At 69.4% G+C, this 12918-nt stretch carries 9 protein-coding genes and 1 pseudogene; 6 read left to right on the plus strand and 4 right to left on the minus strand.

Translation table 11 applies throughout. The annotated features are described in order from the left end of the window. The first annotated feature begins 201 nt into the window (after positions 1-201). On the plus strand, positions 202-1602 hold the full coding sequence (locus AB1L88_RS18750; RefSeq protein WP_367098217.1) for a hypothetical protein: 1401 nt from the start codon (positions 202-204) through the stop codon (positions 1600-1602). Between the two features lie 64 nt (positions 1603-1666). Here AB1L88_RS18750 and AB1L88_RS18755 read toward each other — a convergent pair whose 3' ends face one another. Beyond that, on the minus strand, positions 1667-3583 hold the full coding sequence (locus tag AB1L88_RS18755; protein WP_367098218.1) for a chloride channel protein: 1917 nt from the start codon (positions 3581-3583) through the stop codon (positions 1667-1669). A 360-nt stretch (positions 3584-3943) separates the two neighbouring features. Between AB1L88_RS18755 and AB1L88_RS18760 the strand changes: the two genes are divergently transcribed. Genes AB1L88_RS18760 through AB1L88_RS18770 form a run of 3 tightly spaced genes read left to right on the plus strand, consistent with a single transcriptional unit; the run spans position 3944 to position 7383 of the window. Continuing rightward, the gene (locus tag AB1L88_RS18760; protein WP_367098219.1) at positions 3944-4705 is read left to right on the plus strand and encodes a creatininase family protein; all 762 of its coding nucleotides are present in this window, start codon (positions 3944-3946) and stop codon (positions 4703-4705) included. Beyond that, on the plus strand, positions 4693-5985 hold the full coding sequence (locus AB1L88_RS18765; RefSeq protein ID WP_367098220.1) for an MFS transporter: 1293 nt from the start codon (positions 4693-4695) through the stop codon (positions 5983-5985). Before AB1L88_RS18760 ends, AB1L88_RS18765 begins: the two co-directional genes overlap by 13 nt. Positions 5986-6024: 39 nt before the next feature. After that, positions 6025-7383, plus strand: coding sequence for a sialidase family protein (locus AB1L88_RS18770; protein ID WP_367098221.1), 1359 nt, complete (start codon positions 6025-6027; stop codon positions 7381-7383). Between the two features lie 205 nt (positions 7384-7588). On the opposite strand, the pseudogene AB1L88_RS18775 reads toward AB1L88_RS18770, so the two are convergent. Further along, a pseudogene (locus AB1L88_RS18775) lies at positions 7589-8939 on the minus strand (deiodinase family protein). Positions 8940-9242: 303 nt separating this feature from the next. Further along, positions 9243-9884, minus strand: a complete 642-nt coding sequence (locus tag AB1L88_RS18780) for a hypothetical protein (protein WP_367098222.1) — start codon at positions 9882-9884, stop codon at positions 9243-9245. 353 nt (positions 9885-10237) lie between these two features. On the opposite strand from AB1L88_RS18780, the gene AB1L88_RS18785 reads away from it, so the two are divergent. Further along, positions 10238-11317 (plus strand): hypothetical protein, encoded by a 1080-nt coding sequence (locus AB1L88_RS18785; RefSeq protein WP_367098223.1) that lies wholly within the window; start codon positions 10238-10240, stop codon positions 11315-11317. 632 nt (positions 11318-11949) lie between these two features. Then, positions 11950-12336, plus strand: coding sequence for a hypothetical protein (locus tag AB1L88_RS18790; RefSeq protein ID WP_367098224.1), 387 nt, complete (start codon positions 11950-11952; stop codon positions 12334-12336). A gap of 69 nt (positions 12337-12405) precedes the next feature. On the opposite strand, the gene AB1L88_RS18795 is transcribed toward AB1L88_RS18790, so the two are convergent. After that, positions 12406-12867: a hypothetical protein gene (locus AB1L88_RS18795; RefSeq protein ID WP_367098225.1), complete on the minus strand. Its 462-nt coding sequence runs from the start codon at positions 12865-12867 to the stop codon at positions 12406-12408. Positions 12868-12918: the final 51 nt, after the last annotated feature.

Below are 12918 nucleotides of genomic sequence, written 5' to 3' on the forward strand. Positions count from 1 at the left end.
CCGGGATCTCGGGTGGCCCGGGATCTCGGGTGGCCCCGGACGACTCGGGTGGCCCGGACGACGCCCCGCGTCGTCCGGGTCGCGCAGCGACACGAGGCGCCGGTGCTCGCCCGGCGGCCTCGACAGCCCAGGTCCGATCAATTGCCTCGTGCGGCGTTGTCCCCACCTTCGCATTCGCCTCCATCCCATCGAAGTATCACTATGAGCAATAACCCCTCCGTCACCCGTCGCGCCGCCCTCGGCGGCCTCGCCGCCCTCGCCGGCAGCCTGGCCGGGACCTCGCGCGGGGCGACCCCGACGCAGGGCTTCCGCCTCGCCACCTTCTCGACCGACGTCACCATCCCCCTCGGCCACCCCTGCATGGGCGGCGGGGTCGAGCCCGCGTCCGAGGTCGTCGATCCCCTCCTGGCCCGCGGCATAGTGCTGCTCGGCCCCGATCGCCCCCTGGTCGTCGTCGCCGTCGACTGGTGCGAGATCCGCAACGACGCCTTCGACCGCTGGCGATCCCTCCTGGCCGATGCCGCCGGCACCACCCCCGATCGCGTCCTCGTCAACAGCATCCACCAGCACGACGCCCCCGTCGTCGACCTCGCCGCCGAGCGTCTCCTCCGCGCCCACGGCGCAAAAGGCAGCATCTGCGACCCCGACTTTCATGAACACGCCGTCAATCGCGTCGCCGCCGACCTGAAGGCAAGCCTCCCCTCCGCCCGCCCGGTGACGGAGATCGGCCTCGGCAGCGCCCCGGTCGATCGGGTCGCCTCCAACCGCCGCTACCTCCTCTCCGATGGGACCCCTTCCTTCTCCCGGGGCAGCGCCACCCGCGACCCCTACGCCCAATCCCAGCCCGAGGGAGTCATCGACCCCCTCCTGCGCACGCTCAGCTTCTGGCACGACGACCAAGCCCTCGCCGCCCTGCACGCCTACGCCGTCCACCCCATGAGCACCTACGGCCGCGGCCTCGTCTCCAGCGACTTCGTCGGCCTCGCCCGCACCCGCCGCCAGGCCGATGATCCCAGCGTCTTCCAGATGTACTGCTCCGGATGCAGCGGCAACGTCACCGCCGGCAAGTACAACGACGGCTCGCCCGAGCACCGCGACATCCTCGCCGACCGCCTCCACCGCGCCATGATCGCCTCCTGGCAATCGACGGTCCGATCCCCCCTCGAACGGGTTTCTTTCCGCTCCGTCCCCCTCGTCCTCCCCCCCCGAACCACCGACGCCTTCGCCCCCGACGCCCTCCTCGACCGCCTGAAGCACGACCCGAGGCCCTTCGGCCAGTGCCTCGCCGCCCTCGGCCTGAGCTGGCAGCAGCGCTGCGACTCCGGCCGGCCGATCGACATGCCCGCCCTCGACTTCGGCCCCGCCCAGCTCGTCCTCCTCCCCGGCGAGTCCTACGTCGAATTCCAGCTCCTCGCCCAGCAGCTCCGCCCCGACCAGTTCATCATGGCCCTCGGCTACGGCGAGTGCGCCCCCGGTTACATCCCCACCGACCGGGCCGCCTCCGAGTCCGACACCAACCTCTCCGAGTGGTGCTGGGTCGCCCCCGGCGCCGATCCGATCCTCCGCTCCGCCCTCGCCGAGGCCCTCGACGCCTCCCGCTGAACGAACGTTCCGGCCCGGCGTCGACCCCGCCCCGGCCGGCTCCCGGAGGCGACGGACGCGTCCGTCAGACGGCGTTCGGCTCGGTGGGGGACCGGAGCGCATCGATCTGGGCCGTGTACGCCTTCACCAGATCCTTTCGGCCGAGCAGTCCCACCAGCCGGTTCGGCCCGTCGGCGGCGACCACGGGCAACTCGTCGACGTTCAGCTCCGTCATGCGCTTCAGGGCCGTGTGCAGGTCGTCCTCGGGGGTGACGGTCAGGGGGGGGCGGGCGATGTCCTCTGCGATGACCAGCATACTGAGGTTGTCCATGCCCAGCAGGGCGAGGCGCACGTCCCTCAGCGAGAAAATCCCGGTCAGCAACCCCTCGCGGTCGACCACCGGGAACAGCGTCTCGCTCGACCGCGCCACCCGATGCACGACCTGGCCGAAGGGGGTCGCCTCGGGCACGACCTCCAACCCTTCGGTCCGCACGCGCACCTGATCGACCCGGATCCGCTCCAGCACGTCCACCACGAAATCCCCCTGATGCGCCGGGCTGTCCACCGGCGAGGCCACCTGCTCCTCATAAATCGTCCACCGCCGCGAGAGCCCCACATTCAGGCCGCACACCAGCATCAAGGGGACGAGCAGGCTGTACGACCCGCTCATCTCGCAGACCATCACGATCGAGGCCAGCGGCGCCTTCGACACCCCCGCGAAGAACCCCCCCATCCCCACCAGCGCGAAGGCGGCCGGGTCCAGATCCCAGTTCGGCAGCGCGGCGTCGAGCAACTGCCCGAGCGCGCCGCCGAGCATCCCGCCGATGAAGATCGACGGGCCGAACACGCCCCCGCTCCCCCCCGAGCTGATCGTCAACCCCGTGGCCACCGTCTTCAGCAACGCCAGGACCAGGAGCAACAGCACCCCCATGCCCGGCCGGAAAACCTCCTGATCGGGCATCGCCAGCGAGGGGGGCAGGCCGATCGCCCCCCACTGCACCCAGCCGTAGCCGCCAGTCAGGAGCTGCGGGAAGGCCAGCGCCATGGCCCCCAGCAAGAGCCCGCCGACGGCCGGCTTCACGTGCTTCGGCAAGCGCATGGGGCCGAACACATGATCGCGCATCCCGTAGAAGATCCGCACGTACAGCCAGCCGACCCCCGCGCACGCCAGCCCGAGCAGGGCGAACAGCGGCAGCTCCGGCAGCCCGTGGAACTCCAGGTTCGGCACGAGGAAGATCGGCCTCGGCGTGATGAACAGCGCGAAGGTCGAGTACGCCACGATCGCGCTCGCGAGGCACGGCAGGAGCGCCGCCGACTCCATCGCCGCCGTCATGTAGAGGACTTCACATGCGAATAAGGCCCCGCCCAGCGGCGCCCGGAAGATCGCCCCGATCCCCCCCGCGGCCCCCGCGAGCATCAAGAGCCGACGCTCGTCGGGCGTCAGCCTCAGCAACCGGGCCAGGAACGAGCCGAACCCGGCGCCGACCTGGGCGATCGGCCCTTCCGATCCCGCCGAGCCTCCCGATCCGATGGTGATGATCGACGACAACCCCTTGATCAGGGGCACCCGCCCCCGGATCTGACCGCCGCCCCGGTGGAAGGCGCGGACCAGGGCGTCGGTGCCGTGCCCTTCGGCCTCGGGGGCCCAGGTGAAGACCAGCACCCCGGAGACCAGGCCGCCGAGCGTCGGGATCAGCAGGACCAGCCACCAGGTCCCCGGCAAGGCGATCGGGTGCGGCCTCCCCTCGCCCGTCGGCGGCGGCTGCAGCCCCATCCACTCCCCCAGCAACCCCCGCGAGACCTCCTCCAGCAGCAGCAGGAACGCGACCGCCCCCAGCCCCGCGACCAGCCCCACCAGCGGGCTGCACACCGCCACCCGCCCCGACCCCGGCGTCGCCCACCGGGTCGCCAGGTGGTTCATCAGCCGGAGCACCACGTCGAAGCGGCCCGAGGGCCTGGGGCCGGGATCAGGGGCGTCGTCGGAGCCGGGATCATCCATCATTAAATGCCTTGGTTTGCATTTTCTTGGTCGGTTCGCGGTCGAGGATCGGACACGGTCGGCGCGGCCCTCGCGCGCGATCGACCGTCGGGCCGATCGCGGCGCCGGGCTCTCGCGAATCCCTCCCCGCCGCCGGGCCCGCCCCCGATCCGGCGGGGACGTGCCCATCCTACAGTTTCGCCCCCGGGCCGTCGATGAGCCTCGGACCCCCGCGCGTCTCCCCCTCGCCGGGGCACCAACCCGCCCCCCGATCGATCCCCCCGGGCACGCTCCCCGGGAAGCATCTGGCACGCGCCATCGCCGCTCCGTAGACTCTTTGAACTTTGTTGCGCAAACGCACGAGGAGCCCCGAGGCCGCCCGCAATGGAACTGACCGACCTGAACTGGCCCGCCGTGGCCGCCCTCGACCGAGACACCCCGGTCGTCTTCCCCATCGCCGCGCTCGAACAGCACGGCCATCACCTGCCGGTTTTCACCGACAGCCTGCTCCTCGGCGAGGTCCTTCGCCGCGTGAAGGAATCCCCCGTCGCCGACGGCGTCCTCTTCGCCCCCTTGCAGTGGCTCGGCAACTCGCATCACCATCTCGACATGCCCGGGACCCTCTCCGCCTCCCCGAGGCTCTACCTCGACCTGCTCCGCGACCTCGCCGAGAACCTCCTCGTCCACGGCTTCCGCCGATTCGCGTTCCTCAACGGCCACGGCGGCAACATCGTCCCCTCGCAGCAGGTGATCTTCGAACTCCGCCAGACCCACCGCGAACGCGACGACCTGCTGCTCACGGCGCTCACCTACTGGGAGAGCGCCGACCCGGCCGCCTCCATCCCCGGCCTCTCGCAAACCGCCATGGGCCACGCCTGCGAGTGGGAAACCTCCATGATCCTCGCCATCCGCCCCGACCTGGTCTCCCCCGACTACCGCGACGTGCCCGAGGTCCCCTTCGGCGCCGGGGCCTCCCCCGCCTCCCGAGGCTGGACCATGCGCGATCGCAGCCCGATGGGCCACATCGGCCACCCGGCCGCGGCCTCGGCGGAGAAGGGCGAGGCCCTCTTCCGCGCCTTCGCCGAGGGAGTCGGCGGTTATCTCCAACGAATGATCAACTGCTCAGGTGACTCGTGGAATCTCTGACCCCCCCCGCCCTCGGCGCCCGCGTCTGGCTCATCTGCGGCGTCCTGCTGCTGGCCACCATGCTCAACTACATGGACCGGCAGGCCCTCGCCGTCACCCTCCCCACCCTCAAGGCCGAGTACGCGCTGACCGAGGGCCGCGTCGGCATGATCGAAGGCTGCTTCGGCTACGCCTTCGCCTTCGGCTCGATCCTCTTCGGCCTCCTCGCCGACCGCTGGGGCCCGCGCTGGCTCTACCCGATCGTCCTCATCGGCTGGTCCCTCGCCGGCGTCGCCACCGCCGGCGCCGGCCAGCCCTGGATCATCGATTGGTTCGAGACGACCGGCGACGCGCCCGGCACCGGCACCTATCGCTGGCTCCTCCTCTGCCGGGTCGTCCTCGGCGTCTTCGAGGCCGGCCACTGGCCCTGCGCCCTCTTGACCGTCCGCGCCGTCCTCCCGCCGCAGGGGCTCGCCCTGGGCAACGGCATCCTCCAGAGCGGCGCCTCCATCGGCGCGGTCCTCGTCCCGCTCTACATCGAGGCCGCCGAGCGCGCCGGCTTCTCCTGGGAATTCCCGTTCTGGTCGATCGGCCTCGTCGGCCTCGCCTGGGTCCCCGTCTGGCTCATCGTGATCCGAGGCCAGCAACTGCGCCTGCCGCACGGCTATTCCACCGCCCCGGCCCCGACCCCGGGCGACCGCGGCATCCTCCTCCGCCGGCTCGCCGTCCTCGTCGTGGTCATCGCCTCCCTGACGATCAGCTGGCAATTCCTCCGCGCCTGGCTCGGCCTCTTCCTCCAGGACTACCACGGCTACGGCACGCTCGCCACCCGGGGGATCATGTCCGCATATTTCATCGTCGCCGATGTCGGCTGCATCCTCTCCGGCCTGCTCGTGGCCCGGCTCGCGCTGCGCGGCTGGCGCGTCTCCAGCGCCCGACGCCTCGGCTACCTCCTCTTCTCCCTGCTCGCCCTGTGCGCCTCGCTCATCCCCTTCGCCGGCGACGGTGCCCTGATGGTCACGCTCCTCCTCATCGCCGGGGCCGGCATCCTCGGGCTGCACCCGTATTACTACGCCTTCACCCAGGAACTCTCGGCCCGACGCATGGGCATCCTCTCCGGCGGCCTCGCCGCCTGGGGCTGGGTCGCCTCCAGCCTCTGGCAGATCCGCATCGGCAGCCTCATCGAGCAGACCCGCAGCTACGGCCTCGGCCTCGTCATCGTCGGCCTCGTCCCCCTCGTCGGCTGCCTCGCACTGCTCCTCTTCTGGCCCCGCTTCGATCCCAAGCCTGATCCCTCCTGATCCCCGGCCACACGACCGATGCACGAAAGACGATTTCCCATGATCAGACTTGCCGCGTCACTCATCCTCCTCGTCGGCGCCGCCCCCCTGCACGCCCAGACGGTCGACCCGACCTCCGTCCTGGGCGACACCGCCATGCCACCGCCCGACGACGTCTCGCAAACCTTCCCCTACGGCATCACGGGCAAGACGCCGCCATCGCTGACCAAAATCAATTTCGAAGGCCAGGTCCCCCACCACAAGCACCGGATCAACCTGCGCGTCTTCCAGGGCTGCCCGCAGATCGAAATCTCCGAGGGGGGCCGGCTCTGGGCAACCTGGTTCGGCTCGAATACCCAGGCCGAACGCGCGCCGTTCCACGAGGGCCAGTTCTCCGTCATCGCCACCTCCGCCGACGACGGCAAGACCTGGAAGGAGGTCTTCGTCTTCGACCCCAGCGACCTGCTCGGCGCCGGGGCCTCCGACCCGTTGCTCTGGAAGGACCCGGAGGGCAACATCCGCTTCATCGGCCTCAGGAACATCGACTTCAAGGGCCACGACGACGACTTCGCCACCTCCGCCTGGGAATTCACCATGCTCGACCCGGAGGACGAGCACACCGAGTGGAGCGCCCCCCGCCTGCTCGCCAACACGAACATCTCGGTCATGAAACCCTTGATCTTCCCCGACGGCACCATCCTGCGCTCGATGGACGACTTCAAGCTCGTCGGCACGCCCGACGCCGTCCGCATCCGTTTCCTCAAGGAGGACGCCGACGGCGACCCCCTCTTCGTCTCCGAACTCCCCGCCGATCCCGACGCCTCCTTCGCCGAGCAGATGCCCATCATCCGCAAGGACGGCAGCCTCTTCACCTTCTACCGCGCCCGCAGCGGCCAGAAGTTCGCCGAGTCGTTCGACGGCGGCAAGACCTGGGAACCGGGCGGTTACTTCCCGATGCAGTTCTCGATCAACACCAAGTGCATCCTCAAGACCCTCCCCTCCGGCCGCGTCCTGCTCGTCGCGAACGACGTCCAGACGAAGGACGACAACGGCAAAACCATCTACGTCTACCGCGATGAACACGGCCAGGAGCGCGAGATCGAATCGCCCCGGACCCCCCGCACCCGCATGACCGCCTACCTCAGCGACGACGACGGCCGGACCTTCCCCCACAAAATCCTCCTGTGCGACGACGGCCAGATCAGCTACCCCTCGGCCACGATCGGCGACGACGGCTCCCTCTACATCGTCTACGACCAGGGCCGCGGCACCATCGGCCAGCACACCATCTTCCTCTCGAAAATCACGGAGGAAGACATCCTCGCGGGAGAACTCGTCGATGGCGAGAGCTTCCTGAACCGGATCGTCAGCCGCCCCAGCGACCAGGGCGGCGGCCGTCGCGAGGGCGACACTCTGTAGGCCGGACCGCGCTTGCCCGCCCCCTCGTCGGGGGGCGGCGATCCCCCGGCTGCGTGGCGTGACCACGTCCTCGTGGCCATCTCAGGTCGGGAGTCGGCCTTGAGCATGACTGGAATGGCTCCCGGCAACGCGCCCCGGTCGAGTCAGCCTTCGACATCGGGCCCCGCTGCGCGTCGCCCCGGCCATCCCCGGCCTCCCGTGCGTGTCACCGCGTCTCCTCGTCGGCGGCCTCGTCGTCGACCTGCGAAGACTCCTCGGTTTCGAGCATCAGCAACAAGGCCAGTGCCTGTTCCAGCTCCGCCGGCTTGAACCCGAACGGGCCCCGGCCGCTCTTGAAGACGACCTCCCCCTCGCGGTCGATCAGATAGAGCCGCGCGGGCATGCCGCTGTAGAGCGTCCCCACCGGGTCGGAGATTTCGTCGACGACCATCGGCATCCCCAGGTCGAGCGTCCGCTGGCAGAGGCGGGCGACCTCGACCCGGCCGGCGTCGTCGGTCGGCTGGGGCAGGGTGTACCCCTGCCGGAAATTGTCGAACATATGCCAACCGTCCGTCGGGTGCGCCTCCCTCACATAAACCAGCAGGAACCCGGCCCGGTCCCGATAGCGTCGGAACAGCTTCTCGATATTCCCCGCCTGGCTCCGGAACGGGCCGCAGGTGAAGTTGCCGAAGATTAGGACCACCGGCCTGTCCAGCCGTTCCCGGTAGGCCGAGAGCGTCACGTCGCGGTCCCCCTCCACCGATCCCAGGGTGAAGTCGGGCGCAGGTTCGCCGACGGCCGGCCCGGGCCAGATCGACCCGATCTCCTGGGTGAACAGTCCTCGAATCAAGGTGGATTTGCTCGGCCCCTCCGGCGAAGGCGGCGGCCCCTCTCCCTTGATCCCCGGTTCCATCATCAAGCGATTGAACGTGCCTTGATTGAAGACCCCTTTCAGCTCGTCCCGCGAGAGGAACCCGAGATCCCCCCGATCCAGCCTCTCGAACAGCGCCAGGAACTCGGCCCGACCCACCTTCCCGTTCCCATCGGTATCGGCCAGATAGAACAGGGCCGTGCCCGGCCCCCCCGCCAGCGCGTGTTCCGACCAATCGAAATCCTCCCCGGTGATCAGCCCGTCTTCCGTCCGGTCCACCGCCGCGAAGTCCTCCCCCGTGCCCGGCCACTCCTGCTGCGTCACCAATCCATTGGCGTCCTGATCAAGTCGGCCCCGAACGTCCTCCCACGAGAACCGCGCCCCCCCCCGTCGGCCTTCGGAACCACCCATCCGACGCATTCAGTTGGCTCCCCCGCAAGATATCCGCAAACATCAAGAACCATTCCGGCTGCTCCGCCGCCGGCATCCGCTCCATCCGCCCCGCCAGCCAACCCCCCAGCCTCCCGGCCAGCTCCGAATCCCAGAAGTCCCTGGCCGCCGGAGCCATCTCCGGAGCCGCCGACCCTTCCCCCTCCGCATCCTGGGCCCGGGCCTGACCGTTGCACATCAGCACGATCCATCCCATTCCAAGCAACGCGAGCCGCCGAGTCCTTGAAGCAACCCCGATCGGATAACGCTCGTTCATCGCTCCCCCCTCACCCTCGCCCGAAGGGCACTCCGCCCCGATCCCCGTCCCGGACCAATCCATACGTTACCGACCCTCCCTCCCCCATCGCTAGGGACCCTCCCCTCGGCGGGGACAGGGAGCACCCGGCATGGGGCGGAGCCGCATCGATATCGGTGCTCAATTATGCTGTTGTGCAAAATCATTGATCGATGTGTGGCCGGGGCAACGCGCAGCGTGCCCCGGGGTCAGGGGCGTCCGAGCCCGGGGCACGCTGCGCGTTGCCCCGGCCACACGCTGTTGATTCGTGCGACGCCTCAGGGCTCAACGAACGACGACAAGTTCCGGCCTTCGCTCCCGGAGTCGCTCCAGAGCATCGTCGCTGATCGTCGGATTCCCGGCCAGGAAATGGACCTTCCGGAGACTGCGAATCGTGCCGAGGGTCTCCAGCCCGGCGTCGCCGATGTCGGGGGCCTCAGGGCGGGAGGGGCCTCGGGCGCCGCCGAAGGTGATCTCTCGCAGGCGGGGGAGCCCCTTCAAGTGCTCCAGGCCGGCGTCTCGGATCGCCAGATCGTCGCTGAGCGACAAAACCTCCAGGCGATCCAACCCGCCGAGGTGCCTCAACCCCTCATCGGAGAAGCGAGGGCCCGTGAAAATGCTCAGCGTCTTCACCCGGCGGAGTGGCGCGAGGAGACGCAGGTCGTCATCCGCCGCACCGTTGAGGTGGACGGACACGACCGTGCCGAAGACGTCGGGGCCGAGTCGGTCGAACAGCCAACTCGGGGCCCATCCCGGCTTGACGGCACCGTTGTGCGCGCCGTTCGTCTCCTGCCAGTCGTACCGGACGAAGCCGTTGGACCGTTCGATCTCCTCGACCGCCTCCCGCTGGATCCGGGCGGAGTTGATCAGCCAGCCCCAGCAACCCCCGATGAGCAGGACGAGCCCCATCAGCACCCGAACGCTCAAGCGAAAGGCACGACGCCTTTGCCGAAAGTTAAAATTCTCATGAGAATTCATGCTGATAATCTCCGACACGAAAACGCAGCCGCACGAAGGATGTCTCGATCCGACTATTGGCCTGCATTCGAACACTTCGCCCTCGCGACACGGGTCGTGCCAAATCGCAGGGTCGAGACCAGAAACAGGCGAGTGAGCCGGGCTCCCCTATACCGTCCCCCAGAAAATATCCCGCTTCCCCCGGAAAAACGCAATTAAGCCTCCCTCATTTCCTGATCTTATCAGACAGGGGCCTCCGCTCATGCCGCCCCCCCGTACCTCCCGTTGACCTCGCATCCTGGCGCATTCGGAAGACCACCATCATGGCCACCACCCTGTCGCAGACGATCGCCAACCGCCTGAACGCCCTCCTGTCCACCGGGCCGAAGTCCACCGAAGGCAAGGCGCGGTCGAGCCGGAACGCCCAGACGCACGGACTGTCGAAGCTCAGCAGCCGACCGCCGGCCGAGATGGCCGAGGCGATCGCCGAGCGGACCGACCAGTGGCGCGGCGACTACCGCCCCGAAGGCTCCGTGCAGCAGTGGCACTTCGAGCAACTCGTGGCCGAGTCCGTCCGCCTCGATGCCTGCGTGGCCCGGATCTCCGTCGCCAGGGCCGAGCAGGCCGATCGGGCCGTCGAATCGTGGGACGACGACCGCGCCGCCGAGGTCGCCGCCCTCGCCGCCAAACTGCCCCACCAGCCCGACCGCATCCAGGCCCAGTTGCTCCGGAGCAAGCACGGCGTCCGCTGGCTCCTCGACCGCTGGGCCGAGGTCGCCGAGGCCGTCACCCGGCTCGACGGCTGGCACCCCGACACCTGGCAACGCGCCCTCGACCTGCTCGGCGTCCCCGCCTCGGCCCGAGACACCTCCGGCCCCTGGGACCTCCACTCCGACGACCCGACCGCCGCCCCCGGCCTCGACCTCATCGCCCGGGCGACCGCCGCCCTCCGCTCGCGGCTCGATTCTTACCTCAATGCCCGCGACGACCGCGCCCAGGCCGACGCCGCGCTCGGCCTCGACGCTACCGACCCGCCCGCGATCCGACTCCTGGAACGCTACGCCGCCGACGCCCGCCGCCAGTTCTCCCGGCACCTCGACGCCCTGCGACGCCTGCAATCGCTCGTCCCCTCGACCGCCGCCACCGCCGAATCGCGGCCGACCCCCGCCGCCCCTCCCGGCCCCCGGCCCGATCGCACCCGACCCGTCGCCCAGGCCCCGGCCGCCCCGCCCCCGGCCGACCCGATGCCCATTCCCCCCGGCCCGACCCCGCCGGCGCGAAACGAACCCAAATCCGGCCCGAGCCGCCGCCCGGCCCCGCTCCTCCCGAGCCTCCCCGGCACCTCCGCCCCGTTGAATCGCCGCGCCCGCCGTGCCCAGGCCGCCGCCGCCCGACGCTCCTGACCCGCGTCATCCCAATCGTCCGGATCAATGGTCTCGCTCCGTGCCGCGTCCACCCTCGACCCTTGCGTTGCTCCTACTTCTGGGTGGCCCCGGTTGCTCCCCAACCACCCCTTGCACCATTTACGTTTGTTCGTCATTCAGAAAGCGATACATCGAATAATGATGAGGAGCGTTGCCCGAGGTGCCGGGTGCCCCGGGGGCCGCGCAGCGGACCCCGGGCCGGGGGGCGGCGGGCCCATGCGACTCCGCCCGGGGTCCGTTGCGCGGAACCCGGGGCACCCGCCGAGACACCGTGAACCCACCGATTCGGACCGAATCCGATACGCCGACCGGTCCCTGGCCGCTCCGCACCGTCTTCCGCCCCTCGCCATCGCACCCTCATTCCGGTTCAACTTCTGTTGTGCAACGAATTGACGTAAGGCGCCAGAGGCTCTACACTAACCCTCCCTTGCCGTCACCCGTGGACGCACGCATTGTCGTCCGCGAGCCGGTTTCCCCCGCCCGCGGCTTCCGCCCCACCGCCCGATTTCCCTCCGAATCCCGAGTTGCCGCCGCCCCCCTCCGCCCCCCGGCGCGAGGCAAGCCCCGCCCCGGGCGCGAGCACTCAACCTCCCCCCCAAGGAGTCGGACTCGTGATCTCCTCCAGCATCGCCGAACTCGTCGTCAAGGTCCCGTTCCTCATCCCCTTCACCCGGGCGATGATGAGCGGCCTGATCGGCGTCTCCGTCCTCGGCTGGGTCGTCAACCAGGCCGGCGACCCGAACGGCGAGGCGGTGATCCACGTCTCGGAATCGGACGTCGATGTGTCGGTCGGCGGCGTCGTCTACCGGATCGACCAACGCCGCTACGAGCCGATCATCTGCAAACTCCCCGCCGGCTCGTACGAGCTTTCCATGCGCCGCGACGGCCGGGTCGTCTTCGCCGAGCCGTTCGACCTCGACCGCGGCTCCCGCGTCATCCTCACCGCCTGGGACCCCTCCGCCACCCCCGGCCCCCCTCGGCCCCAGCCGGAGCCATGACGCCCCGGCTGCCCCGCCGGGCCGACCGTCGCCGACGCCGCTCCCGGCCGCCCGCGACGCGTCCCACCCTCACCGAATCGTCACCGGCGAATACGTGTCAGCGTAGAACGAATCCCAGAAGGCGAACGGATTGCGCGTCTCCCGATCGATCCCCTCGATGAAGTGCTCAAGTGAAACGGTCATCCGGTACTTCCCCGGCGGGCAGTCCAGCGGGATTATCTTGTAGGAATTCGCATGCGTTGAATCCCCGATGGTGAAGGGGGACGATTCCCAGGAGACGATCGGCTCGGCGGGGAATGGCTGCTTCGCGTCTCGGAAGTCGAACCTGATACGGTACCAGGCCGGGCGGTAGTTGCGAATCTGGTACCTGACGGGGAAGAGCAGCTCCCCCGAGTCGTTTCGCACACCATGTAAGAAGAGAGTGGGAATGTCGGCCCGGGCCAGGCCAATCTTCATGCCGTTCTCCTCGGGCGGGAAGGGAGACATCGGCAGGATCAAGGCGGCCAGGGCGATGGATGTGAATATGGACATCGGAGTTCATTCTCCGGGGTGAGGATGGAGGAGTCCCCTGATCGGGGGGTG

This window comes from Tautonia sp. JC769, assembly GCF_040717455.1.
Classification (GTDB): Bacteria; Planctomycetota; Planctomycetia; order Isosphaerales; family Isosphaeraceae; genus Tautonia.